The sequence below is a fragment of the Arthrobacter sp. PAMC25284 genome (assembly GCF_019443425.1).
GTDB lineage: Bacteria > Actinomycetota > Actinomycetes > Actinomycetales > Micrococcaceae > Arthrobacter > Arthrobacter oryzae_A.
Genome location: NZ_CP080382.1, coordinates 2,418,190 through 2,444,820, shown reverse-complemented (window position 1 = coordinate 2,444,820; position 26,631 = coordinate 2,418,190). Strand labels below are relative to the sequence as shown.

Annotated in this window: 27 protein-coding genes and 1 pseudogene; 19 read left to right on the top strand and 9 right to left on the bottom strand. The window is 65.4% G+C overall.

Features of this window, described 5'->3' with window-relative positions; genetic code table 11:
• Positions 1 to 80: 80 nt before the first annotated feature.
• A pseudogene (locus tag KY499_RS11340) lies at positions 81 to 1,605 on the top strand (SulP family inorganic anion transporter).
• 110 nt (positions 1,606 to 1,715) lie between these two features.
• Here KY499_RS11340 and KY499_RS11335 read toward each other — a convergent pair.
• Entirely contained in the window at positions 1,716 to 2,822 is a 1,107-nt protein-coding gene (locus KY499_RS11335) for a GTP pyrophosphokinase family protein (RefSeq protein ID WP_219885417.1), read from the bottom strand.
• A 146-nt stretch (positions 2,823 to 2,968) separates the two neighbouring features.
• Between KY499_RS11335 and KY499_RS11330 the strand changes: the two genes are divergently transcribed.
• The 4 genes from KY499_RS11330 to KY499_RS11315 all read left to right on the top strand — a co-directional run bounded on the left by KY499_RS11330 (position 2,969) and on the right by KY499_RS11315 (position 6,757).
• Positions 2,969 to 3,766, top strand: coding sequence for an alpha/beta hydrolase (locus KY499_RS11330; protein WP_123255883.1), 798 nt, complete (start codon positions 2,969 to 2,971; stop codon positions 3,764 to 3,766).
• 139 nt (positions 3,767 to 3,905) lie between these two features.
• Positions 3,906 to 5,279: a Na+/H+ antiporter NhaA gene (gene nhaA / locus KY499_RS11325; RefSeq protein WP_123255884.1), complete on the top strand. Its 1,374-nt coding sequence runs from the start codon at positions 3,906 to 3,908 to the stop codon at positions 5,277 to 5,279.
• Between the two features lie 72 nt (positions 5,280 to 5,351).
• Positions 5,352 to 5,654, top strand: a complete 303-nt coding sequence (locus KY499_RS11320; RefSeq protein WP_123255885.1) for a rhodanese-like domain-containing protein — start codon at positions 5,352 to 5,354, stop codon at positions 5,652 to 5,654.
• A 113-nt stretch (positions 5,655 to 5,767) separates the two neighbouring features.
• Complete coding sequence (locus KY499_RS11315) at positions 5,768 to 6,757, top strand: carbohydrate kinase (RefSeq protein ID WP_123255908.1); 990 nt, start codon at positions 5,768 to 5,770, stop codon at positions 6,755 to 6,757.
• A 114-nt stretch (positions 6,758 to 6,871) separates the two neighbouring features.
• Here KY499_RS11315 and KY499_RS11310 read toward each other — a convergent pair whose 3' ends face one another.
• The 3 genes from KY499_RS11310 to KY499_RS11300 all read right to left on the bottom strand — a co-directional run bounded on the left by KY499_RS11310 (position 6,872) and on the right by KY499_RS11300 (position 9,086).
• Positions 6,872 to 7,636 (bottom strand): EAL domain-containing protein, encoded by a 765-nt coding sequence (locus KY499_RS11310; protein WP_219885416.1) that lies wholly within the window; start codon positions 7,634 to 7,636, stop codon positions 6,872 to 6,874.
• A gap of 124 nt (positions 7,637 to 7,760) precedes the next feature.
• Positions 7,761 to 8,588, bottom strand: a complete 828-nt coding sequence (locus tag KY499_RS11305) for a phosphatase PAP2 family protein (RefSeq protein ID WP_123255887.1) — start codon at positions 8,586 to 8,588, stop codon at positions 7,761 to 7,763.
• A 120-nt stretch (positions 8,589 to 8,708) separates the two neighbouring features.
• Positions 8,709 to 9,086 carry a lipopolysaccharide assembly LapA domain-containing protein gene (locus KY499_RS11300; protein WP_123255888.1) on the bottom strand — a complete coding sequence of 126 codons (378 nt, stop codon included), beginning with the start codon at positions 9,084 to 9,086 and terminating at the stop codon, positions 8,709 to 8,711.
• Between the two features lie 357 nt (positions 9,087 to 9,443).
• Here KY499_RS11300 and KY499_RS11295 point away from each other — a divergent pair, with 357 nt between their 5' ends.
• Positions 9,444 to 9,650, top strand: a complete 207-nt coding sequence (locus KY499_RS11295) for a hypothetical protein (RefSeq protein ID WP_123255889.1) — start codon at positions 9,444 to 9,446, stop codon at positions 9,648 to 9,650.
• A gap of 183 nt (positions 9,651 to 9,833) precedes the next feature.
• Here KY499_RS11295 and KY499_RS11290 read toward each other — a convergent pair whose 3' ends face one another.
• Entirely contained in the window at positions 9,834 to 10,334 is a 501-nt protein-coding gene (locus tag KY499_RS11290) for a MarR family winged helix-turn-helix transcriptional regulator (protein ID WP_123255890.1), read from the bottom strand.
• Between the two features lie 485 nt (positions 10,335 to 10,819).
• Between KY499_RS11290 and KY499_RS11285 the strand changes: the two genes are divergently transcribed.
• The 4 genes from KY499_RS11285 (at position 10,820) to KY499_RS11270 (ending at position 13,731) form a co-directional block, all read left to right on the top strand.
• Positions 10,820 to 11,521: a hypothetical protein gene (locus tag KY499_RS11285; RefSeq protein WP_258190730.1), complete on the top strand. Its 702-nt coding sequence runs from the start codon at positions 10,820 to 10,822 to the stop codon at positions 11,519 to 11,521.
• Positions 11,518 to 11,931 carry a phage holin family protein gene (locus KY499_RS11280; protein WP_183164553.1) on the top strand — a complete coding sequence of 138 codons (414 nt, stop codon included), beginning with the start codon at positions 11,518 to 11,520 and terminating at the stop codon, positions 11,929 to 11,931. Before KY499_RS11285 ends, KY499_RS11280 begins: the two co-directional genes overlap by 4 nt.
• Positions 11,932 to 11,948: 17 nt before the next feature.
• Positions 11,949 to 12,545 carry a DUF3618 domain-containing protein gene (locus KY499_RS11275; RefSeq protein ID WP_123255892.1) on the top strand — a complete coding sequence of 199 codons (597 nt, stop codon included), beginning with the start codon at positions 11,949 to 11,951 and terminating at the stop codon, positions 12,543 to 12,545.
• A 76-nt stretch (positions 12,546 to 12,621) separates the two neighbouring features.
• Positions 12,622 to 13,731, top strand: a complete 1,110-nt coding sequence (locus tag KY499_RS11270; RefSeq protein ID WP_123255893.1) for a YihY/virulence factor BrkB family protein — start codon at positions 12,622 to 12,624, stop codon at positions 13,729 to 13,731.
• Positions 13,732 to 13,845: 114 nt separating this feature from the next.
• Here the strand turns inward: KY499_RS11270 and KY499_RS11265 are convergent, their stop codons facing one another.
• On the bottom strand, positions 13,846 to 14,532 hold the full coding sequence (locus KY499_RS11265; RefSeq protein WP_183164554.1) for a Pr6Pr family membrane protein: 687 nt from the start codon (positions 14,530 to 14,532) through the stop codon (positions 13,846 to 13,848).
• A gap of 444 nt (positions 14,533 to 14,976) precedes the next feature.
• Here KY499_RS11265 and KY499_RS11260 point away from each other — a divergent pair, with 444 nt between their 5' ends.
• The 4 genes from KY499_RS11260 (at position 14,977) to KY499_RS11245 (ending at position 18,330) form a co-directional block, all read left to right on the top strand.
• Entirely contained in the window at positions 14,977 to 15,795 is an 819-nt protein-coding gene (locus KY499_RS11260) for an HAD family hydrolase (RefSeq protein ID WP_123255894.1), read from the top strand.
• A gap of 160 nt (positions 15,796 to 15,955) precedes the next feature.
• Positions 15,956 to 16,240: a hypothetical protein gene (locus KY499_RS11255; RefSeq protein ID WP_123255910.1), complete on the top strand. Its 285-nt coding sequence runs from the start codon at positions 15,956 to 15,958 to the stop codon at positions 16,238 to 16,240.
• A gap of 140 nt (positions 16,241 to 16,380) precedes the next feature.
• On the top strand, positions 16,381 to 17,124 hold the full coding sequence (locus tag KY499_RS11250; RefSeq protein ID WP_123255895.1) for a glycerophosphodiester phosphodiesterase: 744 nt from the start codon (positions 16,381 to 16,383) through the stop codon (positions 17,122 to 17,124).
• 81 nt (positions 17,125 to 17,205) lie between these two features.
• A complete protein-coding gene (locus tag KY499_RS11245) occupies positions 17,206 to 18,330 on the top strand; it encodes a glycerate kinase (protein WP_123255896.1) in 1,125 nt (374 codons plus the stop codon).
• Between the two features lie 48 nt (positions 18,331 to 18,378).
• Here KY499_RS11245 and KY499_RS11240 read toward each other — a convergent pair whose 3' ends face one another.
• A complete protein-coding gene (locus tag KY499_RS11240) occupies positions 18,379 to 18,942 on the bottom strand; it encodes a DUF6328 family protein (RefSeq protein WP_123255897.1) in 564 nt (187 codons plus the stop codon).
• Between the two features lie 210 nt (positions 18,943 to 19,152).
• Between KY499_RS11240 and KY499_RS11235 the strand changes: the two genes are divergently transcribed.
• Both KY499_RS11235 and KY499_RS11230 read left to right on the top strand, forming a co-directional pair.
• The gene (locus KY499_RS11235) at positions 19,153 to 20,052 is read left to right on the top strand and encodes an SDR family oxidoreductase (RefSeq protein WP_219885414.1); all 900 of its coding nucleotides are present in this window, start codon (positions 19,153 to 19,155) and stop codon (positions 20,050 to 20,052) included.
• A gap of 79 nt (positions 20,053 to 20,131) precedes the next feature.
• Complete coding sequence (locus KY499_RS11230) at positions 20,132 to 20,533, top strand: hypothetical protein (protein ID WP_258190729.1); 402 nt, start codon at positions 20,132 to 20,134, stop codon at positions 20,531 to 20,533.
• Positions 20,534 to 20,609: 76 nt separating this feature from the next.
• Here the strand turns inward: KY499_RS11230 and KY499_RS11225 are convergent, their stop codons facing one another.
• Complete coding sequence (locus tag KY499_RS11225) at positions 20,610 to 21,962, bottom strand: uracil-xanthine permease family protein (protein WP_123255899.1); 1,353 nt, start codon at positions 21,960 to 21,962, stop codon at positions 20,610 to 20,612.
• A gap of 212 nt (positions 21,963 to 22,174) precedes the next feature.
• On the opposite strand from KY499_RS11225, the gene KY499_RS11220 reads away from it, so the two are divergent.
• The 3 genes from KY499_RS11220 (at position 22,175) to KY499_RS11210 (ending at position 24,806) form a co-directional block, all read left to right on the top strand.
• On the top strand, positions 22,175 to 22,780 hold the full coding sequence (locus KY499_RS11220; protein WP_219885413.1) for a malonic semialdehyde reductase: 606 nt from the start codon (positions 22,175 to 22,177) through the stop codon (positions 22,778 to 22,780).
• Between the two features lie 239 nt (positions 22,781 to 23,019).
• Entirely contained in the window at positions 23,020 to 23,487 is a 468-nt protein-coding gene (locus KY499_RS11215; protein WP_219885412.1) for a 2'-5' RNA ligase family protein, read from the top strand.
• Positions 23,488 to 23,642: 155 nt separating this feature from the next.
• Positions 23,643 to 24,806 (top strand): GGDEF domain-containing protein, encoded by a 1,164-nt coding sequence (locus tag KY499_RS11210; protein ID WP_219885411.1) that lies wholly within the window; start codon positions 23,643 to 23,645, stop codon positions 24,804 to 24,806.
• A gap of 130 nt (positions 24,807 to 24,936) precedes the next feature.
• On the opposite strand, the gene pgm is transcribed toward KY499_RS11210, so the two are convergent.
• Positions 24,937 to 26,598: a phosphoglucomutase (alpha-D-glucose-1,6-bisphosphate-dependent) gene (gene pgm, locus KY499_RS11205; protein WP_219885410.1), complete on the bottom strand. Its 1,662-nt coding sequence runs from the start codon at positions 26,596 to 26,598 to the stop codon at positions 24,937 to 24,939.
• Between the last annotated feature and the right edge of the window lie 33 nt (positions 26,599 to 26,631).

Below are 26,631 nucleotides of genomic sequence, written 5' to 3'. Positions count from 1 at the left end.
TTTGAGCCGCAGAACACTCAGTGGCCACCGAACACCGAGGCCGCCGACGCGCGTCTTCCCGAGCCTGAATGGAGCCAGTAATGGCCACCAAGACCGCAGAAGCTGAACCGGCGCTCACGCCGGAGCAGCTGCAATCCGTCCGGGGCACCCTGATGTCCCCGCGCCGGCTCAAGACCGAGGTCCTCGCGGGCCTCGTCGTCGCGCTGGCGCTCATTCCAGAGGCCATCGCCTTCTCGATCATCGCCGGCGTGGACCCGCGGATCGGGCTCTTTGCGTCCTTCACCATGGCCGTGACCATCGCATTTGTCGGCGGCCGTCCCGCCATGATTTCCGCAGCCACGGGTGCGATCGCCCTGGTCATCGCACCGCTCGTGAAGTCCCACGGGCTCGACTACCTCATCGCCGCGGTGATCCTCGGCGGCATCTTCCAGATTGTCCTGGGCCTGTCCGGGGTGGCGAAGCTGATGCGCTTCATTCCGCGCTCGGTCATGGTGGGTTTCGTTAATGCACTGGCCATCCTGATCTTCATGTCCCAGGTCCCGGAGCTGATCGGTGTCCCATGGCTGGTCTATCCGTTTGCTGCCGTCGGTTTGCTGATCGTCTTCGGCCTGCCCAAGCTCACCAAAGCCGTGCCTGCGCCGCTCGTGGCCATCGTCGTCCTGACCGTCATCGCCGTGGTGGCCGCCGTCGCGATCCCCAATGTAGGTGACAAGGGCCAACTGCCGGATTCGCTTCCGGCGTTCTTCATCCCGAACGTGCCGTTCACACTCGAAACGCTGCAGGTCATCTTCCCGTTCGCCCTTGCCATGGCGTTCGTCGGGCTTCTCGAATCACTGATGACGGCGAAGCTCGTGGACGACATCACGGACACCCGCTCGCCCAAGACCCGCGAGGCCTGGGGCCAGGGCGTGGCCAACGTCGTCACCGGTTTCTTCGGCGGCATGGGCGGCTGCGCGATGATCGGGCAGACCATGATCAACGTCAAAGCCTCCGGGGGCCCGCACCCGGATCTCCACTTTCCTCGCCGGAGTGTTCCTGCTCATCCTCGTCGTGGCGCTCGGCGGCATCGTGTCCCTGATTCCGATGGCAGCGCTGGTGGCCGTGATGATCTTCGTGGCCGTGGCCACCTTCGATTGGCACAGCATCCGGCCCTCCACGCTGAAGGCCATGCCCAAGAGCGAGACCATGGTTATGGTGGCCACCGTGATCGTTACCGTCGCCACCCACAACCTGGCAATCGGCGTCGGCGTCGGTGTCCTGGTCGCGATGATCATGTTCGCCCGCCGTGTGGCGCACTTCGTCACGGTGGACCGTACCGTGACCGGGCCCGAGGGCGGGCAGAAGGCGACTTATGTCGTCGACGGCGAACTGTTCTTCGCCTCCTCGAACGACCTCTACACGCAGTTTGAATACGCTTTGGACCCGGAGCACATCGTGATCGACATGCACGCCTCCCACCTCTGGGACGCCTCAACCATTGCGACCCTGGATGCCATCACCGAGAAGTACAAGCACCACGGCAAGAGCGTGGAGATCATCGGCCTGAACGACGCCAGCGTCCTCATGCACCAGCGCCTTGCCGGAAAGCTCGGCGCCGGACACTGACCGCGAGGCACAAGCTGCCCCATGCTGTGCAAATGCCCTGCCGCCGCCGGAATACCGGCCGCGGCAGGGAATTTGCGCGTTGTGGGCGGGCGGAATACGCGTGCCGGCCGTCAGCCCTGTGTCAGCCGGTACCGCTCGATCTGCTTGAGCCGGCGCTGAAGGCTGTCCCGGCGGGGGTGCGGGACAGTCTCGGCCGGCTCTGCGGTGAGGTCGATGTGGGTGGTGCCGTACTGCCAAAGCAGCAAATCATCGAGCAACCGGTCCGGACCGGGGGAGTAGCGGTGGTCCAGGGCCTTCCGGACCTCGGTGATCCGGGTTGCGCCCAGCAGCCCGGCAAGCTGGACTGTCTGGTTAAGCCCGTGGGCGGCCATGAGTTCGGCCGCCCAGCCCCAGTCATCGTCCACCTTGCGGTCCACATGGGGGAGCAGCGCCCGCCAGACGTCCCGGATCCGGTTGGGCGTCAGCGGCGCGGCGCCCTCGCCGTCCATGTCCCAGAAACTGCGGACCTCCTCGTACCGGTCGTGAAGGTCCGAGAAGGCGCTCTCCACCGTTTCCAACATGGCTGCGGTGGCGGTGAACTGGCGGTCGAAGTGCGGGGTCCAGGCGCGTGGATCCTCGGCCTTGAAACGGATATCGTGCTCGATCTCGCTCCAGGCATGGGCAAACACCGTGCGGATCTGGCACTCGAAGAAGTAGGAGCCGTTCGCCGGCACCTCCGGGTTGAAGGACTGCTGATATTCCTTGACCGCGCCGTTCTGGATCGTCCGCAAAATCAGATGCCGGCTCGAATAGCCATAGGTTCCGGACTCGATTGACCCAATGTCCTTCTCACGGTCGCCGCGGCAGTCGAAGAGCTGGCGCTGGCGCTTGATGAGGTTGGCCACAGCTGCGTTTTCCGCCGGCAGCTTCGTGATGACGCGGATTCCCACCATGTCATTGAGCGTGCGGAACGGGTCCGGGAACTTCAGGATCCGCGGCCCGCCCGGTTCCAGGGGCTCCTCCGTCCGGGATATTTTCTCCCGGAACGATTCCACTGTCTTAGTGCGTCCGGTGACGAACAGGGGCGTGACCTCCGTGCCCTTGAGCATGGTCCGCAGGGTGAGCAAAACCTCCCGGGTGACCAGTTTCAGCGCCGGGCGGATCCGCTCGTAAAGTTCCACGCTTTCCTGCACGGATTTGCGCAGGTCAGAGTCCAGACCGTCCCAGTTGCTCGCCATGCGTCCAGCTTACGACGCAGGTCCGACTGTCACGGTAGGCTCAACCCATGTCTGGTCTGCGGCGTCGCGATCTGGTCGCGGCCGCAGCGGCGGGGATATTGGGGGCAGTCTCCGCCGGGTGTTCCCCGGGCCCCAAGGAGGACGACGTGAAACGGCACAAATACCACTACGGTGACCATCCCAGCCAGTGGGGCGAACTTTTCCTGCCTGACAGTGCACCGCGCAGGGGAGTTGTGGTGGTTATTCACGGCGGCTACTGGCGCTCCCAGTACGGAGCAGAGCTCGGCGAGCCGATTGCCAAGGACCTCGCCGCACATGGCATGGTGGCCTGGAACCTCGAGTACCGGCGGGCAGGCAACGGCGGCGGCTGGCCGCATACGTTCGAGGATGTGCTGGCCGGCATCGACAAGCTGGGCGACATTGCCGGCGAACATGCGCTGGAACTGGACCGGGTCGTCGCGCTGGGCCATTCCGCGGGCGGGCACCTTGCCGTCTGGGCTGCCGGCCGCAACAGGCTCGCGCAACTCGGCACCCCGGATGCTGACCGGCAGCTGTTCCGCAGGGGAGACGACGATGGTGCCGTGCAGATCACTGGCGTCGTAAGCCAGTCCGGACTCCTGGACCTGGCAGCCGCCGAAAGGCTGAACCTCAGTAACGGTGCGGTCATCAACCTGCTGGGCGGAACACCGGAAAGATACCCTAAGAGGCATAAGTATGCCGATCCCATGAGTGCCGTCCCGCTCAAGGTTCCGATATATGCCGTCCACGGGACTGACGACGATACGGTCCCCTCAAGCCAGTCCGAGGCGTACTCCGGAGCAGCCCAGTTGACCGGCGCCGCGGTGCAGTTCCTGAAGGTCCCCGGCGACCACTTTGACTTGATTGATCCCAAAGCCGTCGCGTACCGGAAGTGCCGTGAGCTGGTGCGCGGACTGCTGGCCTGAACCTTTACGGCGACCGGCGGTTTAGGCGCCGGTTGCGGACGGCACGCCGAATCCCGCGTGGTTTCGAATAGACTGGGGTGCAGGTGCGCCGGGAAGTCTGGTCGGCAATAGTTCTGTAGACCCCAATTTTAAGGACCCCATGAGCGAGACGCCTCCCACCCCCATCCCGCCGAACGGCCGTCCCTTCCTCACCATCCTGGGCCGCGGCAGTTACACGGAAGCCAAGCGCATCGCCGGCATCCTCCGCAAGGAAACGGTCGGCGGCGCACTCCTTGTTGCGGCGGCTGTGGTCGCGATCATCTGGGCCAATTCACCGGCTTCAGAGAGCTACTTCGCGCTCCGCGACGTCGAGTTCGGCTACGAGCCGTGGCACCTCAAATTGAGTCTCGGTGCCTGGGCTGCGGACGGCCTGCTGGCCATCTTCTTCTTCCTGGTTGGACTCGAGCTCAAACGCGAATTCGTGGCTGGTGACCTGCGGCAACTTAACAAATCCATCGTTCCCATCACCGCTGCCGTTGGCGGCGTGGCGATTCCCGCGCTCATCTACGCGGCGGTCAACCTCGGGAGCCCGGATACCCTGCGTGGTTGGGCCATTCCGACTGCTACCGATATCGCCTTCGCGGTCGCGGTGCTTGCGATCATCGGCTCGCATCTTCCCAGCGCCCTGCGGATCTTCCTGCTGACGCTGGCCGTTGTTGATGACCTCCTCGCGATCACCATCATCGCTGTTTTCTACACGAGCGAACTCAACCCCGTCCCGCTGATGTTCGCGCTGCTGCCGCTGGGCCTCTACGCTTTTCTGGCCCAGAAGTTCCGGCGCTTTTTCGGTCTTCACGCCATGGCCGCCTGGGCCATCCTGTTGCCCCTCGGAATGATCACTTGGGCCTTGGTGCACGCTTCCGGGATCCATGCCACCGTGGCCGGCGTGTTGCTTGGATTCGCCGTTCCGGTGATCCGTTCCCAGGCCAGCGGCGGTCCGGACGCCGGCCCCGGGCTGGCGGAAATTTTCGAGCACAGGTTCCGGCCCATTTCCGCGGGCGTGGCCGTGCCGATCTTCGCCTTCTTCTCCGCCGGTGTTGCTGTGGGCGGCTGGGAGGGGCTGGGCTCCGCGCTGACGGACCCCGTGGCGGTTGGCATCATCACGGCCCTCGTGTTGGGCAAACCGATAGGCATCCTGGGCACCACATGGCTGCTGACCAAGACCACAAAGGCGCGGCTGGACGATTCCTTCAAGTGGATTGACGTCTTCGGCGTCGCGCTGCTGGCCGGAATTGGGTTCACGGTCTCCCTCTTGGTGGCCGAATTGAGCTTTGGTCACGGCACCGAGGCCGATGACCATGCCAAGGTGGGCATCCTCGCCGCGTCCCTGCTGGCGGCCATTTTGGCCACGATCGTGCTGAGGACCCGAAACGTTCAGTACCGCCAGGCGGAGGAAGAAGAAACCATCGACTCCGACCACGACGGTATCCCGGACGTCTACGAGCAGGAGGACGCCGCGGGCCGCCAGTCCTGAGGCGTTCCCGGGGGTAAAATCATGGCGGTTGGGGGAGCCCGGGACGTTCCCGGTCATGTCGAAAGGACCAGCATGAAGAGCATTTCCGTCAACGATCTCGCCGCCCTCGGAGATGTCGCCCCCATCGTGGATGTCCGTGAGGACGCCGAGTTCGCCGAGATCCGGGTTCCGGGCGCCCAGAGCATACCGCTCTCGCGCTTTGTGCAGTCCCTCGCGGAGGTCCCGGCCAGCGGAACAATCTACGTGATGTGCGCCGCCGGCGGACGCAGCTCCCAAGCCACCGCCTACCTCGAAGAGCACGGATACGACGCCGTTAATGTCACCGGCGGCATCACCGAGTGGCACCGTGGCGGCCACCCGGTTAATCGCGGCTGAGTCGATCAGGGCGGGGTCCTCAGCTGCCTGAGAGGTCCGTAGGGGGCGCCGTGACCCACGGCCGGGCGCCGCAACAGGGGGAAATGGGGCGCATTCTCTGGCAGAGTATGAGCATGCTCACAGTAATCGGCGAAGGCCTGGTTGATGTTGTCAAGCGTTCCTCCGGCGTCCAGGCCCACGTCGGAGGCAGTCCCCTCAACGTCGCCGTCGGACTGGCCAGGTTGGACCATCCCGTGCAGTTCATCGGCCGCTATGGCCGAGACGCGTATGGCGAATCGGTGGCGGCGCACCTGAAGTCCAGTTCCGTCCTGCTCCCGCAAGGCCCGGATGATCTGCCAACGAGTGTCGCGGCCGCCGTGATCGACGACGACGGCGCCGCCACCTACACGTTCGACCTCGCGTGGGAGCTGCCCGGTCTCGCGGACCGTCTGCCGTTTATGCTGCAGGGCACAACGTTGGTGCACACCGGCTCGATTGCCACGATGCTTGAACCGGGGGCCGCCGCGGTGCTGGCCGCCGTCGAATACGCCCACCCCTCCGCAACCATCAGCTTCGATCCGAATTGCCGTCCCAGCATCATCACGGATGTGGACTTTGCCCGGCGGCAGGCGGAAAAGTTTGTCACTTTGGCCGACGTCGTCAAGGCGTCTGATGAGGACCTCGAATGGCTGTACCCCGGGGTGGATCCGATGGAATCCGCGCGGCGTTGGCTGTCTTTGGGCGGCTCTGAAGGTCCCGCGATGGTCGTGGTGACGCGCGGGGGCGAAGGGCCATGGGGCGTCAACGCCGCCGGAGCAGCGCAGATTGCGGCCCCCAAGGTAGCCGTAGCGGATACGGTCGGGGCCGGGGATTCGTTTATGGCCGCGCTGCTCTCCGGTGTTGTGGACCTGGGGCTCGACGGCGCGCAGAACCGGCAGGGCCTCCGCCAACTCTCCGCAGGCTCACTGCGGGACCTCCTGGAACACGCCGCACGGGCTGCCGCGGTGACGGTGTCGCGCGCCGGGGCCAATCCCCCCACCCGCAGCGAGTTCGCCGGTGTGGATCCCTGGGACCAGGCGTCCGCGGTGGCGGGCCGCTCCGAGGGAACCAGCGCGGCAGAGTAGGATCCGGTCAGGCTCCCGGTTCCGGTCGCCGATCAAGCCCAGCCGGAACACATCGCGATGTTTCGTCGTTCCACCTTGTCAGAGGAGTGGGATCCCGCCGGGACATGCCCGGGATTAAAGTTCGTGCCAGTGGGCCCAGTCCTCGGGGCTGGTGGTGGGCCGGCCGAGAAGGTAGCCCTGCCCCGCCGTAATGCCGAGCGATCGGACGGCTGCGAGTTCTGCCCCAGTTTCGATGCCTTCTGCGACGAGCGTGGCCCCGAGTTTGCCGGCGAACCCGGCCATGGCGTCGCCGAAGGCATGGCGGAGGTAGTCCGTGTCGATACCGGCGATCAGACCGCGGTCGATCTTGATGATGTCGGGACGCAGTTGCCGGATGTGGCGGATCGAGTCGACGTACGAACCCGCATGGTCAACCCCGAGAAGGACTCCTTGCCGGCGGAGCGGGGCCAGGACGGTGGCGATGGCTGTGAGCTGGGCGTCTGTCAGCGCCTCGGTGAGTTGAAGCACCGTGCGGCCAGGAGTCAGTGCCGACCCTTGGAGCAGCCCCGGCAGCAGCGGGTCCAGGCAGACGGCGGGAGAGACTTTCAGCGCCACGTACAGTTGCGGCGGCAGGTGCACGGCGGCGCCGAGAGCCGATTCCAGCGCCGCGAATTCCAGCTCACGCCCCAGACTGGCAACGGCGGCTGCGGCGAACCAATGATCCGCGTCCTCGGTTCCGTCGCCGGCAAACCGCGTGAAGGCTTCCACGCCGGTAGTGGCTCCCGTGGTCAGGTCGACGATGGGCTGGAAAGCTGTCAGCAGCATCCCTCCCGTCGGGATTTCCCCGATCTTCAGGGCTGGCGTTGCCGCCGGGGGTGTGGAGGGCGGATCCATCGGCATGGGCTGTTCCTTTTGATTGATCATCCTGACACAACGGGGGGTCCGGGGAAGATTTTCCGGTGATGCTGCCCCCTTTACGGATGTGTTGAGATTCGTCAAGATCCGATGGGGGAGTGGCTGCTGCTTATGGGAGTGCGCCGTGATGGTGTTTTTTGCGGGTGGTCAGATACATCCGGTGGGCAGTGATGACGAGGGTGAGCCAAGCCGCGCCGAGCGCCCAGGCTGCCAGGACGTCGGTGAGCCAGTGGTGTCCGAGGTAGACCCTGCTCAGGCCTATGGCGGCGGCGAAGACTGCGGCGGCGGCGGCAGTCAGCACTCTGCTTCGAAGGGACTTTAGCCGGAGGATTATCAGGTACGCGACGACGCCGGCAATGACGACGGAATTCAGCGAGTGACCGCTGGGGAACGATGCCGATGATTCAAAGGGCGGCACGGCGTCCGTCAGTGGCGGACGCGTGCGGCCGATGAGCTGTTTGCCCGCGATGGTCATCAGGAGGGACCCGGCGGCGGCGGTGACAATCAGGATGGCCGGGGTCCAGGACCGCCGTTTGAGCGAGAGTGAAACGGTGGTGGCGGACGCAAGAAGGGGCATGCCGATGGTGCCGCCGACGTCCGTAAACGCGGTGACAATAAGGTCCGCTGCCGGTGAGCGAAGGGTCTTGGCGGTGTCCAGCACGGGGTGGTCCAGTCCGGCGACGCCGTCGGCCTGGACGACTGCTTCATACACCTGGGCGAACACTGCCGTCAGGGCGATGGCTATGATGGCTCCCACCGCCAGGGTCAGAATCAGTGTTCCGTGAGGTCCCAGGAGGGTGCTGAGTTTTTCGGCGGTCCGGGCCAGCAGCCGGCCCAGAGGATTGTTCCAGCGGGTGAGGTCCTGGCCGCCGAGGTACCGGTCCTGGCGCAGTTCTCCCTGGACCCCTGCCTGCGTGCTGTGATTGTCGGTTGCCATTTGATCCTTCGCTGCCCTGTGTGCCGCTGGGGTATCCGTGTCGGGGTGTGCCCTTGCCGGCTGTGGTTCCGGTGTCCGTGCGGGCGGAAGGGCCGGCGCGGTGAGGATACGGCTGCCGGCCTAGCGGGTCCGGGTTCCGTGCATGCGCTGGCGGTGGGCTGCGGCGCGGAGCTGGATAATCCGGACCGCTCCGGCGATGGCGACGAGAATGCCACCGGCGACGGCGGCGATCACGAGTGCCAGACCCAGGGGAACCAGACCGTTCAGGCCCAGAAACTGCACCCGGACGGTGTCCTGGTTCTGCAGGAAAAACACGATCAGGAACACCAAAACCGCCAGGGCCGCGACGACGGCCGTCCAGACCATCCCGGCCCGGGTCGCCTTGGACCGCTCGGCCGGATCCACGGTCGGCGCCCGGCTGCTGCCGGCCTCGTCGGGCGCGGCCGGCTGGGCATCAGGCTCCGTTCGTGGACCGTGGTTGGTAGGCTCCTGCGTCATGGCGGTCGTCCCTTCGGTTGATTCCGGGCGAGACGGAAATCAATGCCGTCTGCCGTGTGGATCCACCCTATAGTAAGCATCCTTGGGATCTTCCCGCTCACTGATAATGCCAGTATGCCGGCATGGGAAAACCCCGCAGGCACTTGGGGGTATGTCTCCGGGGTTTTCCTTAACCCACAATACCCTGAGGGGTATTTTTGCGCAAGCAGGGCCGGCCCGGACGACTGCCGGAACCCTTCGTCCGCGCAGAGGCTGCGCGCAGTGTTTCAAGGATGCACCGACCATCCGGGCTCTGCGGCCGTAGCGGCGGTAGAATTGAGGCCTTGAGGGGCCTAAACCAAGCGGATCGGAGAGACCGTGGCATCGGAGAAGCTGCATCTCACACCGGAGGATCCATTCCCGGAAGACTTGGCGGAAGTCAACGACCGGACACTGCAGGTCCTGGACAGCCAGGTGCAGCGCCAGCTCGATCACGAGATCGTGGCCGACGGCGAACCGAACCCCGAGACGGAGTTCCGTCACGGGGAGCTGGACGAGGAGTTCGGGGACCGCGACCCGCGGTAGCCGTGCACTCAGGTTTCGATGCCCGGTCCTTAAAAACTGCGAAGGGCGGCCAGGTCCTCACCTTTGAAGTAGTTGTTCACTGGGGCAGGTCTGGTCAGAGCAGGACGTCCCTGGGGTCATGGTCCTCGCGGTTTGTCCGGTCGAACTGGCCTTTCTGGGACCAGAGCCGGAGCGGCAGGGTGATTACGCTGCTGGTGGGTTGACGTCCGGATTGAAGGATTTCAGGTGCTGGGGGGCTTCGCTGGCGCGTGCCGTTTGTCCCTGAGAGGTCTCGAAGAACTCCAGAAACCGGGCCAGTTGTTCGAGCAGGCTGTCCCACCCCTCGAAGTCCGTCGGCACGGCAGCACTCCGGGCGTGGGAGGCTGTTTCCAGGGCCGCGTTCCCGGCTGCCGTTATCTGGACCTGAAACTGGCGCCGGTCGGCCGGGTTGCGGGTTCTCGTGACAAGGCCCTCTTCCTCCAGCCGGCCCAGAACACGCCCGAGCGACTGGCTTCGGACATGCACTTTCGCCGCGAGCTGTTCCTGATTCATTGGGCGCGGTGCCACTGCCTCGAGGGCGATGACGGCGGCGCGTGTCAGGCCGAGCGGCGCCAGCGCATCGTCCTGAAGACGCTGGACAAGGCGGGCGGCTGAGAAGAGCAGGCGGGAGCCGTCCCGGGCGTGGGGCTCGGGAGCGGGGACCATAAAACGGGCCTTTCTGAGAGCGGTGTACGGAACTGTGCAGGCAGTCAGCCAAGGCGATGCAACTGCAGGGCCTCCACCATAAGCAGGCCCTGCCACCTTTTGGCAAGCAAGCTTACTGTATTCCCGGACCCGGACCCGGACCCGGACCCGGCCGCCCGACCCTAACCGACAGGTCTTGCGGAGCCACCGATAAGTATGCTTATCATTTAGATGCTAACCATGCTTACTATTTTCATTCGGTCCGTGATCCATGATTTCCAGTGGACCCTTCCTGAAGATTTCCAGTGAACCCTTCCTGAAAGCGAGCGACGATGACACAGAACTCATGGCCCCAGGACGGGAGCCTCGAAACCCCGGCAACTGCCCAGCAGGTCCCCAGCCGGCAGCCCTCGACGTTCCCGCCGGCTCAAAATGCAGGGGCGCCGGCAACACCTCACCCTCACGCGGGTTCCAGGTCGGATGCGGCGAAGGACGAAGCCGCGGATGTGGCCCGTCAGGCCACTGACGCCGTCCAAAATGTTACGGACACGGCTAAATCCGAGGCAGCCAACGTCGCGGCCGAGGTAAAAACCAGTGCCCGTGACCTGATGGCGCAGGCGAAGTCAGACCTCACCGACCAGGCCGGAACCCAGCAGCAAAAGGTCGCCGAGGGATTGCGTTCGGTCTCGACCGAACTGCATTCTATGGTCTCTGCCTCTGATCAGCCCGGGGTGGCCACCGACCTCGTGCGTCAGGCCGCCGAGCGGTCCTCGGCCGTGGCGTCGTGGCTGGACGGCCGGGATCCCGGGTCGCTGCTGACCGAAGTGACGTCCTTTGCCCGGCAAAAGCCCGGCACGTTCCTTTTGCTCGCGGCCGGGGCAGGAATTCTGGCCGGCAGGCTAAGCCGCAGCCTCAGTGCCGGCGCCCCCGACCCTGCAAGAAACGCGGCGCCAGCGGTCGGCACGGCGGCACCGGTGACGAGGGTTCCTGATACCGGAATGGCGGTCCCGCCGCCGCCGGTAGAACTTCCGGCGCCGGAAATGACGATGGCCAGCGCCGGGAGCACGTACCCGCCTAACCCACACGGGACCGAGGCGCAGACAGGCACCGGCGGCCAGGACCGTTGGGACTCCGAGCCGGTCGTGACCGATCCGCTGCAGCCCGTTGATCCGCTGCGGCATGATCCCTTTGAGGGTGGTCGTCGATGAGCAGCGAAATGCCGCCCACCACCGCCCACGCCAAAGCGGAGTCCGTCTCCCTTGGTGATCTCCTGGGAGAGGTCACCCGGGACATGTCCACCCTGATGCGCCAGGAAGTCGAACTGGCCAAGGTCGAACTCAAGGACTCGGCCGCCCGGGCCGGTAAGGGAACTGGAATGCTCGCCGGGGCCGGTGTGGCTGGCCACTTCGTACTCTTGTTCCTGTCCCTGGCCCTCTGGTGGGCCCTCGGAACCCTGCTGGGACTGGGCTGGTCCGGCGTCGTCGTCGCGGTGGTCTGGGGACTCGTTGCCGCTGTCCTGGCCGCCATGGGCCGGAAGGAACTGAAGGCCATCAAGGGATTGCCGCAAACCAGCGAAACCCTGCAGGAGATTCCGCCCACCTTCAAGCCCAACTCTTAGATCAGCGAGGAACCACGATGAGTGAAAATCCGGATGCCATCAGAGCAGATATCGAAGCAACCCGCGCGCGCCTCAGCACTAATGTCGACGCCGTCGCGGACAAAGTTACCCCGTCGCACATCGTGCAAAGGCAGACCGACAAAGTCAAAGACGCCGTTTTCGGAGTGAAGGATAAAGTCATGGGCGCAGCTGACCACACCGCCGGGAACCTGCACTCCGCCACCGGCCACGCCGGCGGGCACTTGAGTGACGCGGGTTCTGCGATCGGGGATGCACCATCCCAGGTCAAGACCAAAACGCAGGGAAATCCCCTTGCCGCCGGATTGATCGCCTTCGGCGCAGGGCTCCTCGTGTCTTCACTGATCCCGGCCAGCCAAAAGGAACGCGAAGCCGCCGATGCCCTCAAGACCGCGGCCGAACCGCTCACCACGGAACTGACCGAGGCCGCCAAGCACGTGGCCGAAGGGCTTAAGGAACCAGCCCAGGAAGCCATGGACAACGTGAAGGCAACGGCGTCCGACGCCACCGAACACGTCAAGGCTGAAGGCCAGGGCGCTGTCGCCGACGTCAAGGACCGGGCCTCCGACGCGCAGGAGAACGTCCAACAGGCCTGAACACCGCAGCCAGCCGGCCGCCCCGCAGCGCCGCGGGACGGCCGGCTACTGTTCTTAACCCCGAAGGATGAACCCCATGGCACAGAACGACCCTGAAACGGACGAGAGCAGCACCGCCAAGGCGCGCACGGCCCCTGCCCCTGACGATGCGCGCAAACCGGACAGCCCCACGGACGTGACCAAACCGTCCTGGAAGTACATCGCGAAGAAGACGCTGCGGGAGTTCACCAAGGACCAATGCCCGGACCTCGCCGCTGCACTGACCTACTACTCGGTCCTCTCAATTTTTCCGGCGCTGCTGGCTCTTGTGTCCCTGCTGGGCATCTTCGGGGACGCCCAGAAGACCACCTCCGCCCTGATTGACATCGTCCAGGGCATCGCGCCGGGCCAGACCGTGGACACCATCCGCCCGGTCGTCGAGGAGCTCGCCGGTTCCTCGAGCGCCGGCCTCACCCTGGTCCTGGGCCTTCTCACCGCCCTCTGGTCCGCTTCCGGCTACGTGGGTGCCTTCGGCCGGGCCCTGAACCGGGTGTATGAGGTCGATGAGGGCAGGCCCTTCCTCAAGCTCCGCGGCACCATGCTTGGGGTCACCGTCGTGAATCTGCTGATTGTCGTGGTGCTGGCCGCGATGCTCGTGCTCAGCGGGCCGGTGGCTGAGTCCGTCGGCGACATTATCGGACTCGGCGGGGCGTTCCTGGCTGTGTGGAACATCGCCAAATGGCCGGTCATGCTGGTGCTGGTCATTGTGGCAATTGCCGTTCTCTACTACGCCACTCCCAACGTTGAGCAGCCCAAATTCCGCTGGATGAGCATGGGCTCGGCGATCGCCCTGGTGGTGTTCCTGCTGGCATCCCTGGCGTTCGGCCTTTACGTGGCCAACTTCAGCAGCTACAACAAGACCTACGGCGCGATCGGCGGTGTGATCGTCGCGCTGCTCTGGTTGTGGATCCTGAATATGTCCCTGCTCTTCGGCGCCGAATTCGACGCCGAAGCCGAGCGGGGGCGCCAGCTCCAGGCCGGTATCAAGGCCGAGGAAACCATCCAGCTGCCGCCGCGCGACACCAAGCAGAGCGAGAAGCTCCAGGCCCGCGAGGAAGAAGACATCCGCCGCGGCCGCGAATTGCGGGAGCAGTACAGCAATGACACCGAAAAACAGGACGACAGCGCCCGGGCTCGTGACTCCTGACGGCATCGAGTGAACCGCTCCCGCCAGTGCCAGCGGCATGGGCTTCACGACGTCGTGCCCGCCACCCGCCTGCACAGGATCGGGGGACTGCTGCGTGCGGTCTGCGCTACGGCGCTATGGCGCGCCGGCCTCCCCGGGGGAGCTGACGAGTACGTCAGGGCGCGGGACTGCAGGATTGGACACGGTGGTGGGGATGTGGAGTCTGGTGGACAGCGCTGCGATCGCGGCAAAGACGCAAGCACCGAGAGCGATAGCCAGGGAGACTGCTGCCACGGTTCCGTAGCCGCTGATCCGCGGGTCGAGGAAGGGGTAGGGATACCAGCCCACGATGGGGCCCCGGAGGAGGCTATAGACAAGGTAAAGCAGGGGAAAGCCCAGCCAAATCAGGGAAGTCCGCAGGGCGATCCGGGTCTTGGGGAGGTCAACGAGCCAGTCGATCACCATGATTGTGGGGATTGTGTAGTGCAGGACGACATTGATCCATGGGATTGGGGTGTTGACGTCAATGTCGCTCAGGAGCAGGTTGTAAACGATCCCGGTGATGGTCATGTAAATCGTCGCGGCCCCGCGCAGGAGGTCGAGCCACCGCGGGTTTTGACCCTTCCACGCGAAGGTACCGGCGACTGCCAGAGTGGTAAAAGCAATGACATTGGATTCGATGGTGAAGTAGCTGAAGTAGTTCGCCGCAGAGGCTCCGGGAACGAACCTGAGCAGGTGGCTGAGCTGAAATGCCACGGCCAGGAGTCCGAGGGCGGCGAACCAGAACCTGAAGAGGGCAAGTCCGCGATTGGGGATGTTCATAGTGTCTTCCTCGGTAGTGGAGCCCGGTCGCGTGTGCAGTCCGTTTTCAGCATTGTGACTGCGGGGACGATGGGTAATGGCTGCTTTCTGTGACCGGTGCTCGGGCCTCGATGGCTTCGCCGGTCCCGGCAGGCCATGATCCCATGGTGCCAGATGGCCGTCGCAAAAGTTGGCAGCCCGGTGACAAGAGAACTTCAGCCCGGCGGAACCCAAAAAGTCCCTCATTCCGAGGGGAGCCAGAAAGTGGGACGCCCGTGGCGCCGGTACCCCCAGGGCAGAGTGTGGGAGCCGGTCCCGGCCGGAGCGTCACCACTGGAGCGCCGGCGAGCAGTCCCTCAACTTCTTTCAAGCAACGCGCAGCATCGCCACACGCTGCGGCAGGCCCGTCATCACCCACCGCTCCGGCGTCGTCGGGCCAACATCCCCTCAACGTAGACTGGCAACATGCGGCTGGTAGCAAGCGATATTGACGGAACGATCCTGGGCCATGACGGCAAGATCAGCGGTCGGACTATCCGCGCCTTCCAAGCCTGCCGGGATGCCGGCATCGAGGTTGTTTTTGTCACCGGCCGGCCGCCGCGCTGGCTGCACCCCCTGCGGGATCAGCTGAACCACACGGGGACCGTTATTTGCTCCAACGGCGCCGTTGTCTGGGATCTCGAGGCGGACCGGATCGTTTCAGCCAAAGCCATGGGGCTCGATGCCGTCTTCGAAGCCCGTCACATCATCCAGCAGCTGCAGCCCTCGGCCGTGTTTGCCGCCGAGACCCTGGCCGGATTCCACCTGGAGCCGGGATTCATCGAGCATGGTTCCACCGAACTGCTCGCCGAGTTTACGCCGGCACCTCTGCACACGACGCTCACCGCAGCCGACCCTGTGGTGAAGTTCATGGCAATTGTCCGGCGGGGAAGCGCCGACGAGTTCCTTGCCGAAGTGGCCCCCGCCGTCGCCCACCTGGCCGCGACCACACATTCGGCGCCGCACATGGCACTCTTGGAAATGTCCCTGCCCGGGGTCAACAAGGCAGTCACCCTCGCTGAATATGCGGCCTCGCTCGGTATTGGGCCCAACGGCGTGGTGGCGTTCGGGGACATGCCCAACGACATCGAAATGCTCCGCTGGGCGGGCAACGGCTTCGCCATGGCCAGCGGCCACCCTGACGCGATCCGCGCCGCAGGCCAGCAGGCGCCGCACTTCGACGACGACGGCGTGGCTCAGATCCTGGAGTCCAGGCTCGCCGCCTTGGGGGTCCGTCTGCCCTGACACGGGGCCAGGGCCGGCTGTCCCGGACCACTGAAAGCCACCGCGTGGCCGGCCCGTTGCACGCCGCCCTGTCACCGGACTCCCAGCCGGCGGTCAACTGGCGTTCATGTTCGTCCCGCACGATGAAGTCTCACCGACAATGTGAGTGAGGGTGGGCAACATGGCCAAGTACCGCAGCATTAACGACGTTTCCGAGCTTCCCGTCTTCCGCGTGGATCCAGGACCGCAATGGCGAAGCCTGCGCCGCGGCGACCGCGTGAGTGTCGGGCTGGCGCCGGGCTATGAAACCGGCGGTCTGGTGGACGCCGTGACAGAGGATCACACAGCGATCTGGGTGGACCTCGACGGCGGCCGGGGCCGTACGCTGCTGCACTGCAGCGACGGCGTGGAGATACGCCCGGTCCACGGCCAGCCGGCGCCGGGCTCCGGTACGCTTCAGGTGTGAGGAATTCCCACCCGTTTTTCGACCCGGCGGGCGATCATGGCGACGGGCCAGGCACGGGCCGGCGCGGGTTTCACGACGACGCCCCCGACAGCACCAGCGGCGCCTCCCCGGGGGAGTCGCCCCCGAGGGAGGTCGTAGCTATGGCGCACCGGGGGTTCTCCCTCGGCGGGTTGGAAAACTCCATGGCCGCATTCCGGGATGCCGTCGACCTGGGATTTACCTTTCTGGAGACGGACGTCCACACCACGGCCGACGGGGTGCTGCTGCTCTTCCACGATGAGAGCCTGGACCGGGTCACTGACGGCCGCGGCCGGATCTCGCGGCTGTCCGCCGAGGCGGTGGCGCGGGCGCGCATCGGCGGCACGGAGCCGATCCCGCTGTTTGAGGACCTCGTCAGGGAGTTCCCCGACGTCCGGCTCAATCTCGACGTCAAGGACTGGAACTCCGTGGCCACCCTGGCCGCCGCCATCGAACGGCACGGTTTACATGACCGGGTCCTGATCGCCAGTTTCTCCGACCGCCGCCGCCGCGCGGTCCTGAAACAGCTGAGCCGGCCCGCAGCCGGCTCCGCCGGCATGGCCTCCGTTGCCTTGTTCGTCCTGCTGGGTCCTGTGCTCCCGGCGGTGCTGCTGCGTCTTGCCGCCGCGCGGATGCTCCGCGGCGTCCACGCGCTCCAGGTCCCGGCCCGCTACGGTGCTGTGACCGTTGTGACGTCCGGGTTCATCCGGCGCGCCCATCGGAACGGTCTCCAGGTGCACGTCTGGACCATCAATGAAGCCGCTGAGATGCACCGGCTGCTGGACCTCGGCGTAGACGGCATCGTCACGGACCGGGCCGATACGCTCAAAGCGGTCCTGCAGGACCGCGGCCGCTGGACCCGCTGACGCGGGGGCGCTTCCGTCCGGCTGCCGCGATCAGTCCCGCTGTCTGATTCCGCTGTCCGCTCCTGCTGGCAGGATGGGACCATGCGCATCCTCATCGCCCCGGACAAGTTCAAAGGTTCCCTGACTGCGGCCGAAGCCGCCGCCGCCATCGCCGAAGGCGCCCTGCGCGTCTATCCGGACGCGGAGACCATTCAGTTCCCGGTGGCCGACGGCGGCGAAGGCACCTTGGAAGCTGCGGTGGCGGCCGGGTTCGAGGAACGGCTGAATGCCGTCGTCGGGCCCATTCTGGCCCCGATCGGAGCAGCCTGGGCGATCCGTAAAGACGCGTTCGGCGGCGCAACAGCCGTGATCGAGACCGCGCAGGCGTCCGGACTGGCGCACATGGAACCGACGCCGGCGAACGCATTGCGGGCCCACAGCTACGGCTGTGGCCAGCTGATCGCCGCCGCGCTGGAGGCCGGAGCAACCGAAATCGTGCTCGGACTCGGGGGCTCGGCGATGAGCGACGGCGGCAGCGGCGCGCTCCGCGCCCTGGGTCTCAAGCCGCTGGATGCGGCCGGTAATGTGGTGCCACTCGGCGGCGGCGCGCTGGCCGACGTCGTGTCTGTCGACGCCAGCGGACTCGACCCGAGGCTGTCAGCGGTGAAGTTCCGGATCGCCGTGGACGTGCAGAACCCGCTGTACGGCAGCGACGGTGCGGCCCACGTGTTCGGTCCGCAGAAAGGCGCCGACGAGGACGCCGTCGAACTGCTCGACGCCGGACTGCGCAACTGGTCCTCGGTCCTCCGCGGGGCCACGGGCAGGGACGTCAACGTTCCCGGCGCCGGAGCAGCCGGCGGGTTCCCCGCGTCCTTCCTGGCCTTTGGCAACGCGGGCCTGGAGAGCGGATTCGAGCTCGTTGCAGGACTCACGGGCCTGGCCGGAAAGCTGGCCGCGTCGGACCTTGTTATCACCGGCGAAGGGTCACTGGATGCCCAGTCCCTCAGCGGCAAGGCGCCGATTGCGCTGGCTGACGCAGCCCAGGCGCTCGGAATCCCGGTGATCGCGGTTGCCGGCCGAATCCTTGTCACCCCGGAGGACCTCGCCCGCCATGGTGTGGTGGCGGCTGCCCAACTGCTGGATGTAGCCGGAAGCCCGGAGGACGCCGTCGCCAACGCCGCGAAATACCTCGCCTGGGCAACCAGCCAGGTCCTCGAAGGAGCCTGAGCTGGCTCTGGCCACACCATAAGGCGGTCCAGGCCCATACCCCGTAAATCAGACGCCGGTTTTTGGATCCGGTCCAGAAACTGGGGGCTGCGTCCCGGTGCTGGGTGTTGATGGGGGCTGCATTGACGATCCGGCGCGGCGAAGCAGTCGTGCCGGGACGAAAACCAGCAGGACCAGCAGGACGACGAGCAACGTGGCGCCGGCCAGGAGTCCTGCCGTCCGTCCGGCCGTGACGTCGAAGATCAGGGCTGTCGATCCCACGCTGAGAAGCCCGATGCCGGCCAGTGAGACCTTAGCGATGCTGCTGGCGCTTGCCACTAAGGTGGCTTTCAACCGCTTCCGGAAGAGCCTGCGGTGCACGCTCACCGGAAGCAGAATTGTCGCCGTCGTCAGTGCCGCCAGCGCCACGTTGGTGAGGTAGAGGCCGATCTGGAATTCGTCCAACGTTTCAAACCTTGACTGGAACGGCAGTGTCAGCAGAAATCCAGCGAGAATCTGCACGCCCGTCTGGAGGACCCGCAATTCCTGCAGCAACTCTCCCCAGTTGCGGTCCATTTGCTCTTCGACGGTTTCATTCCGTCCGTCGCCGAGGGGATGTTGAAGGCCTGGCATCGGCGCTCCTGAGGAGTCTGCTGGCTGGCTGCGGTTGCAGCGCACACTCAACTTAGGCCCGGGAAGACGCAATTTCAAGTAAGTACTAAGCGTGCTGAGTATTTTCGTATAGGGTGGAAATGTTACTTCGGAGGGGTTGCCGAAACCGCGGGCCGAGAGCCTGCGGCTGTAGTCAATCCTTGGAAAACCGACACATTGGGTAGGTGGACTATGAGCGATGCAAACAGGGCGAAGGACCAGCCGACGGACCCCCGAGGCGGCTATTTCTCAGGGTCATTCCCGGAACAGGTGCAGGAACAGCCGGGTCTTACCGCGCCTATGGATCCGGCCCCGGACCACGGCGAGGAGAGCTACCGGGGGAGTGGGGCGCTCACCGGCAAGGCGGCCCTGATCACGGGCGGGGACTCAGGCATCGGCAAGGCCGTGGCCATTGCCTTCGCCCGGGAGGGGGCCGACGTCGCAATCTCTTATCTTCCGGAAGAGGAAGCGGACGCCCAGGACACCGCCGCGTGGATCCGGAAAGCAGGCCGCGAGGTGCTGCTCCTGCCCGGTGACGGACGCAGCGAGAACTTCGCGACAGGCGTTATTGAGGACACCCTTGCCGCCTTCGGGCGCTTGGACGTCCTAGTGCTCAACGCGGCCTACCAGAAGAACCGCGACAGCTTCGAGTCGCTCCCTACGGAGGAATTCGACCGGGTCTTCCAGACAAATCTTTACTCGCTGCTCTGGACAGCGCGGGCGGCCGTTCCCCATTTGAAGGCGGGCGCATCAATCATCACCACAGCCTCAATTCAGGCGTTTGACCCGTCGCCGGCACTCATCGACTACGCCATGACCAAAGCTGCCCAGGTCGCCTTCACCAAGGCCCTCGCGCAGGAACTCGGCCCCAAGGGGATCCGTGTCAACGCCGTGGCTCCGGGCCCCATCTGGACGCCCCTGATTCCAGCGACCGCCTGGCCGGACAAGCTGCCATCGTTCGGACAGGACACGCCGCTGCAGCGTGCCGGCCAGCCCGCCGAGCTGGCGTCCGCCTACGTGCTGCTTGCGTCCGACCATGGCTCGTACATTTCCGGCGCGGTGCTGCCGGTGACCGGCGGGCGGGGACTCTGAGGCCCAGCCTCATCCCGGCACCAACACAGACCTGAAGACCCACCAATGGCAATTAATCCCACAATGCAGGAGGAATGAAATGGCCCAGGAAAACCAGCAGGGAAACCCCGTCGAAGAAGAGGCCGGAGGCTACGGAACGCCGACGGTTGAGCAGGAAATGCCGGGCGGCGACGGCCGGCAGTCGGCCCAGCCCCGGGAGGAAGAGGCCTTTGACGCCGCAGGACTCAGCCAGGACAGTCCGGACGGTGAAACGTACCCGGCGGGCGCGCCGGACCTGAGCCAGTTCGGGTCCGAGGACCAGGACAGTGCGGGGGAGCCGGGCGCGGGCCGCTTCGGCGGCACCGAAGAACAGCTGAACACAGAGAACGCCATCTCAGAGCCGGGGTTCGACGGCGTCGATGACGGCGAATCCGACGTGGCCGTGCCCTCCGCGGACGCTGAGATGGATGAGTTCAACACGAAAGACCCCGACGCCGGCTGAGCCGGGCCGTGCGTCCGGCCCCGCCCGCGGCCAAAACGCGGGCGAGGCCGGACGGCGTACCCTAGCGCGGCGTACCCTAACGCCGCTTCTTGGAGGTCCGCTTCGTGCCGCCCGAAGCCTTGGCCGCGGGCGCTGGCGTTCCGACAAGCTCGGTTTCCGGTTCCGCGACGGTGCCGCGCGCCGTCGCGAGGGCTTTCATGCCGTGATAGATCAACAGCGCCGCGGCCGATCCCAGTGCGATGCCGGTGAATTTTAGGTCGCCGATGGTCCAGGTGTAGTCGGCGATGCCGATGATAAGTGCGACGGCCGCGGTGGTCAGGTTGATCGGGTTGGAGAAGTTCACCTTGTTCTGGACCCAGATCTTTACGCCCAGAATGCCGATCATGCCGTAGAGCATAGTGGCCGCTCCGCCCAACACTCCGGCAGGGACGGTGGCGATGAGTTCGCCAAACTTCGGTGAGAAGCTCAGGACCACGGCAAAGATGCCCGCAACCCAATAAGCCGCCGTGGAATACACTTTGGTCGCGGCCATAACGCCGATGTTTTCCGCGTACGTCGTGGTGCCGGAGCCGCCGCCGAGGCCGGCCAGGGCCGTCGCGGCGCCGTCGGCCATCAACGCACGCCCGGACACGCCGTCGAGGTTTTGCCCTGTCATGGCGGCCACCGACTTCACGTGGCCAATGTTCTCGGCAACCAGCACGAGTACGACCGGAACGAACAAACCCACAACGCCGAAGTGGAATTCGGGGGCCTGGAAGTGCGGAAGGCCGATCCAGGCGGCGCTGTCCATCTTGGCGAAGTCAACCTCGCCGCGGACCGTCGCCACGAAATAGCCAACCACCACGCCGACCAGGATGCTGAGGCGGCCCAGGATACCGCGGAAAAACACGCTCACGAGGATGATCGTCACGAGGGTGGCCAGGGCGGTGATGGGGGCCGCATCGAAGTTATTCTTGGCCGCCGGCGCCAGGTTCAGGCCAATCAGCGCGACGATCGCCCCGGTGACGATTGGCGGCATCAACCGGTTGATCCAGCCTGCCCCGAATTTCTGCACGACGGCGCCGATGAGCGCCAGTGCGACGCCGGCCAGCACCACGCCTCCGAGTGCCCCCGCGACCCCGTACTGCTGCTGGGACGCCATGATGGGCGCGATAAAGGCGAAACTCGAGCCAAGGTAGCTCGGCACCTTGCCCCGGGTGATCACCAGGAAGAGCAGCGTTCCGATCCCCGAAAAGAACAGTGTGGTGGCCGGCGGCATGCCCGTGATAATCGGGACCAGGAAGGTGGCGCCAAACATGGCGACCACGTGCTGCATTCCGACCCCGATAGTCAGGGGCCAGGTGAGCCGCTCGTCCGGCCGGACGACCTCGCCGGGGCGGATGGACTTGCCGTTGCCGTGGAGCTTCCATTTGGTGCCGAGCATGCTCATTGCCGGGAGCCTTTCAGAGAATGTGGGGGCGGGGCGCGGAAGGAATCTTCCGGAGCAACTTTACCGTGCGGGATTTGCTGCCACTCCGGTCGCCCGGGCGGCCTGTGCCAAACGTCACGGGGCGAAACGGGAAGCAGGCGCCACAAGTTGAAGTTGCAACTATAGACAGACCAGAAGGCCCGCCGCCGGCAGGCCCAGCGAAAGGGACTCCCATGACTATCGCCCACGACGAAGCAGTAATCGACGCCGCAGCCGTCGACGCCATTTTTGCCGAGGCCCGGACCGCCAACGCCTTCACCGGCGAGGTCACGGACGACCAGGCCCGCGCCATTTACGAGCTGACGAAGTTTGGTCCCACCGCGTTCAACTCACAGCCCCTGCGCGTGACCTACGTGCGCTCCGAGGAAGCCCGGACCACGCTGGTGGGCGCCCTCGCGGCCGGAAACCGTGCGAAGACGGAATCGGCCCCGCTGGTTGCCGTCCTCAGCTACGACACCTCCTGGCAGGAGCAGTGGGATCGGTTCCTTCCGGGCTACAACGCGCCTAAGGCCATGTATGACGCTGCGCCGGACCTTGCCGCGAGCACCGGAAATAACAACGCGCACTTGCAGGCCGGTTACTTTATCCTCGCGGTGCGGTCCCTCGGGTTCGCCGCAGGGCCCATGACGGGCGCGGATTTCTCCGCCATTGACGCCGCGTTCTTCCCCGACGGCAGCCAGAAGAGCTTCCTCGTAGTCAACATTGGACAGCCCGGGCCGGATGCCTGGGGCGAGACCAAGCCGAAGTTCGCCTACGAGGACGTCGTCCGTACGATCTGACCGGCAGCGCCGTTTGATCGACCATGCCGTCGTTGGCCGCGTTCTCCGGCGAAATGACGCGGAGGTGCCTCCAGCACCATGGGGGACAGGCCGGAGGCACGCGGGACGCATTTCTGCGGTTCAGCGCATGGCCTGCATCCGGGGCCACTTCCCATTTTAGTCCGCACCCGCACTGTTGAGACAGGGCCGTTGGCCATTGGCGCCAGTCCGTGCCAGCCGGTCCGTGCCAGACTGGGCGCATGCGGAACCTGATTGTGGTGGTGTTCGTCGAGCCCGTCGCCGAGGGGCTTGAGTTCCCGCGTGAGAACTGGCCGCTGCATATCACCGTGGTGAAATTCGACGTCGCCGCCGCCGACAACGTCGCGGGGCTGATGGCGGAACCGGTTGCGGCTGCGCTGGGCGTCCGGGTTACCGTTGGCGGCGATGCCCGCTTCGGCAGGGCCGGGTCCATTCTGGTCAGCCTGATTGACCGTAACCCGCAGCTGCAGGCCCTGCACAACGACCTGGTCCGGATCGTGACGGAGCTGCCGGGAAGAATTTCCACCCCCGGATACACCCTGGCCGGATACCGCCCGCACATTTCACACCACGGCGGGAAGCGGCCCCGGCAGGGTGACGTCGTTGCGCTGGACCGGATCGCCCTGGTGGACATGGCGCCCGGCGGCACCCACGCCACGCGGCGGATCCTCCGTCTCTGGACTGCCTGACCCGCCCGAAGACAGCAGCACCCCACGCAGCGGACGGATCCCAGACCGACATATCCACAGCGCTGATCATCTTTTCGTGGGGCGGGTGTGATACTTGGGAATACGAATCCGGGTCGATCCATGTGAGCCCCTGATCGAGGACCGGGAGCCAGCTCATGCTGTTGGACACTTTGACACTGCGGGTCGCGTTGGCCGTCGTCGACGTGACTCTGCTGCTGCTGTTCTACTTCATCACTTACCGGCGGACCCGGTCCGCTTACAGCGGCTGGTGGAGCAGCGCGCTGCTGCTGTTCTTCGTCGGAAACGCAGCGTATCTTCTGGACGGCACCGTTTACCAAGTGTGGGCGAACCCCTTCGGAAATGTCGCCCTCGTGGGCGGGGCAGCCAGCGTCTGGGCCGGTGCGCGGTCGCTACGGGCCCCCGTGCCGAAGGCCTGGCAACTGGCTGTGGGCCCGGCCATTACGGCCGTAGCGTCGGTGCTGGATAATCCGGCCACCAATATCTGGTCCGGCGGTCCCGCCTACCTGTTTTTCATGGGGGCGCTGATCGGTCTGGGCTGCCGGGAACTGCTCGTGCTGGACCGGGATTACTCGCGTGTGCACCGCGTATTGGCACTGTCAGCGGGAGTGCTGTCACTCTTCTACATTGGACGGGTCATCGCCTTCCTCGCTGACGGCCCCGAAGGTCCGGTGTTCCTGGCCGTCTTTGGCTCGGTGCCCACAACCCTCCTGTCCACCCTTCTGCTGGTCATGGCCTCCTTCGCCATGACGGACTTGAGCCATGAACAGCAAACCCAGGACCTCCGCGCCCGCGCCACCGTCGACGGACTGACGGGACTGCTGAACCGCACCGCATTCGTGAGCCTCGCCGAGGATGAACTTCGCCGTCTGAAGTGGACCCGAACCAGTTCCTCCCTGATCCTCGCGGACCTCGACCACTTCAAATCGATCAACGACGAATTTGGCCACGCAGCCGGTGACACGGCCCTGCAGGCCTTCGCGGCGGCCTGCACTTCGGTTGTTCGCTCCACCGACCTTGTGGGGCGCTACGGCGGAGAGGAATTCATCATTCTGCTCCCCGGGGTGACCCCGGAAACAGCCAGCGGCATCGCCGCAGACATCAGCCGACGGATGATGATGGAAAAATCCGGCGTGATTCCCCGCCTGCCTACAGTGAGCTACGGGATCGCGGCAGTTCCAGCCGGGCGCGTTGATCTGCAAGAGCTGGTTACCTCTGCCGATGAGGCCCTCTACCGGGCCAAGTCGCTAGGCCGGAACCGCTCCGTGCTGGCCACGAGCCTGGAAGACAAATCCGCCTGACGGCAAACGAACAGCCTGAGCGGTGGGTCCATCACCCGGAAGTGCCGGGGGAGTCCGGGTGTTCGGACAGATCAGGGCGAACGCGGGGACGTAGTACGCCCTGATCTGCCCGGGTCCAGTCGACCGCCGGCTAGGAGATAACGCCGTCCACGAGAGCTTTGGCCTCAGCCTGGACCTGCTTGAGGTGCTCCGCGCCCTTGAAGGACTCGGCGTAGATCTTGTAGACGTCCTCGGTTCCGGACGGCCTGGCCGCAAACCAGGCGTTTTCCGTGACCACCTTGAGGCCGCCGATGGACGCGCCGTTTCCGGGCGCCTCCGTCAGCTTGGCCGTGATGGTTTCGCCGGCCAGTTCGGTCGCGGTGACGTCCGCAGGCGAGAGCTTGCCCAGGGCGGCCTTCTGCTCGCGGGAGGCCGCGGCATCGATCCGGGCATAAACCGGGTCGCCGAACTGGTCTGTGAGCCCCTTATACAGCTGCGACGGCGACTTTCCGGTCACGGCGGTGATCTCCGAAGCCAGCAGGGCCAGCAGGATGCCGTCCTTGTCGGTGGTCCAGACGCTGCCGTCCATCCTGTTGAAGGAGGCGCCGGCGGACTCCTCGCCGCCGAAGGCGCCGTCGCCGGACAGCAGACCCGGAACGAACCACTTGAAACCGACTGGAACTTCCACGAGTTTGCGGCCGAGGCTCTCCGCCACGCGGTCAATGATCGAGGAGGACACGAGGGTCTTGCCGATCACGGACTGCGGGTTCCAGCCGGTGCGGTTCCGGTAGAGATAGTCGATCGCGACGGCGAGGTAGTGGTTCGGGTTCATCAGGCCACCCTGTCCATCAACAAACGGTGTGACGATGCCGTGACGGTCGGCGTCGGCGTCGTTTCCGGTGGCTATATCGAAGCTGGCACCCTCTGACATCCGGTTAATCAAGGATGCCATCGCCGACGGCGAGGAGCAGTCCATCCGGATCTTCTCGTCCCAGTCGAGGGTCATGAATGCCCACTGCGGGTCGACGGTGGGGTTCACGACGGTGAGGTCGAGATGGTGGCGTTCGCCAATCTCGCCCCAATAGTCCACGGAAGCCCCGCCCATGGGGTCGGCCCCGATCCGGACTCCGGCGTCGCGGATGGCGTTCAGATCCAGGACCGAGGGCAGGTCATCGACGTAGCTGCTCAGGAAATCGAACTTCCCGGTAGTCGCAGCATTGTTGGCCTCGGCCAGGGGGATCCGCTTGACGCCACGCATGCCGTTTTCGAGCAGTTCGTTGGCGCGGTTGGCGATCCAGCCGGTGGCATCGGAATCGGCGGGGCCGCCGTGCGGGGGGTTGTACTTGAAGCCGCCGTCGCCAGGGGGGTTGTGGCTTGGGGTGACCACGATGCCGTCGGCCTGCGGCGCCCCGGCCGGTGCGTTGCGGTTGTGGGTGAGGATAGCGTGGCTCAGTGACGGAGTGGGCGTGTAACCGTGACGGGCATCGATGAGCACGTGCACGCCGTTCGCTGCGAGGACCTCGAGCGCGGAATTCTGCGCCGGTTCGCTCAGTGCGTGGGTATCCTTGGCGAGGTAGAGGGGGCCGGTGATGCCCTGGCCTGCACGGTATTCGACGATCGCCTGCGTGATAGCCAGGATATGGGGTTCGTTGAAGGACGCCTTCAGGCTCGAGCCCCGGTGGCCCGAGGTGCCGAAGGCAACCCTCTGGCCGGGGTCACCCAAATCGGGCGAAACGTCGTAGTACGCGTCCAGAAGCGCAGTGAGGTCAACAAGGTCTTGGGGTTGGGCAACTGTGCCCGCGCGGCTAGCCATTGCTCCAGCATGCCAGACGACGACAGACCGCCC

Excerpts from the sequence above, each read along its gene's own strand:
- KY499_RS11335 (WP_219885417.1), bottom strand. The coding sequence starts at position 2,822 with ATGGCGAGCAACTGGGACGGTCTGGACTCTGACCTGCGCAAATCCGTG.
- nhaA (WP_123255884.1), top strand. The coding sequence starts at position 3,906 with ATGAGCGAGACGCCTCCCACCCCCATCCCGCCGAACGGCCGTCCCTTC.
- KY499_RS11320 (WP_123255885.1), top strand. The coding sequence starts at position 5,352 with ATGAAGAGCATTTCCGTCAACGATCTCGCCGCCCTCGGAGATGTCGCC.
- KY499_RS11315 (WP_123255908.1), top strand. The coding sequence starts at position 5,768 with ATGCTCACAGTAATCGGCGAAGGCCTGGTTGATGTTGTCAAGCGTTCC.
- KY499_RS11310 (WP_219885416.1), bottom strand. The coding sequence starts at position 7,636 with ATGCCGATGGATCCGCCCTCCACACCCCCGGCGGCAACGCCAGCCCTG.
- KY499_RS11305 (WP_123255887.1), bottom strand. The coding sequence starts at position 8,588 with ATGGCAACCGACAATCACAGCACGCAGGCAGGGGTCCAGGGAGAACTG.
- KY499_RS11300 (WP_123255888.1), bottom strand. The coding sequence starts at position 9,086 with ATGACGCAGGAGCCTACCAACCACGGTCCACGAACGGAGCCTGATGCC.
- KY499_RS11290 (WP_123255890.1), bottom strand. The coding sequence starts at position 10,334 with ATGGTCCCCGCTCCCGAGCCCCACGCCCGGGACGGCTCCCGCCTGCTC.
- KY499_RS11280 (WP_183164553.1), top strand. The coding sequence starts at position 11,518 with ATGAGCAGCGAAATGCCGCCCACCACCGCCCACGCCAAAGCGGAGTCC.
- KY499_RS11275 (WP_123255892.1), top strand. The coding sequence starts at position 11,949 with ATGAGTGAAAATCCGGATGCCATCAGAGCAGATATCGAAGCAACCCGC.
- KY499_RS11270 (WP_123255893.1), top strand. The coding sequence starts at position 12,622 with ATGGCACAGAACGACCCTGAAACGGACGAGAGCAGCACCGCCAAGGCG.
- KY499_RS11265 (WP_183164554.1), bottom strand. The coding sequence starts at position 14,532 with ATGAACATCCCCAATCGCGGACTTGCCCTCTTCAGGTTCTGGTTCGCC.
- KY499_RS11260 (WP_123255894.1), top strand. The coding sequence starts at position 14,977 with ATGCGGCTGGTAGCAAGCGATATTGACGGAACGATCCTGGGCCATGAC.
- KY499_RS11255 (WP_123255910.1), top strand. The coding sequence starts at position 15,956 with ATGGCCAAGTACCGCAGCATTAACGACGTTTCCGAGCTTCCCGTCTTC.
- KY499_RS11250 (WP_123255895.1), top strand. The coding sequence starts at position 16,381 with ATGGCGCACCGGGGGTTCTCCCTCGGCGGGTTGGAAAACTCCATGGCC.
- KY499_RS11245 (WP_123255896.1), top strand. The coding sequence starts at position 17,206 with ATGCGCATCCTCATCGCCCCGGACAAGTTCAAAGGTTCCCTGACTGCG.
- KY499_RS11240 (WP_123255897.1), bottom strand. The coding sequence starts at position 18,942 with ATGCCAGGCCTTCAACATCCCCTCGGCGACGGACGGAATGAAACCGTC.
- KY499_RS11235 (WP_219885414.1), top strand. The coding sequence starts at position 19,153 with ATGAGCGATGCAAACAGGGCGAAGGACCAGCCGACGGACCCCCGAGGC.
- KY499_RS11230 (WP_258190729.1), top strand. The coding sequence starts at position 20,132 with ATGGCCCAGGAAAACCAGCAGGGAAACCCCGTCGAAGAAGAGGCCGGA.
- KY499_RS11225 (WP_123255899.1), bottom strand. The coding sequence starts at position 21,962 with ATGAGCATGCTCGGCACCAAATGGAAGCTCCACGGCAACGGCAAGTCC.
- KY499_RS11220 (WP_219885413.1), top strand. The coding sequence starts at position 22,175 with ATGACTATCGCCCACGACGAAGCAGTAATCGACGCCGCAGCCGTCGAC.
- KY499_RS11215 (WP_219885412.1), top strand. The coding sequence starts at position 23,020 with ATGCGGAACCTGATTGTGGTGGTGTTCGTCGAGCCCGTCGCCGAGGGG.
- KY499_RS11210 (WP_219885411.1), top strand. The coding sequence starts at position 23,643 with ATGCTGTTGGACACTTTGACACTGCGGGTCGCGTTGGCCGTCGTCGAC.
- pgm (WP_219885410.1), bottom strand. The coding sequence starts at position 26,598 with ATGGCTAGCCGCGCGGGCACAGTTGCCCAACCCCAAGACCTTGTTGAC.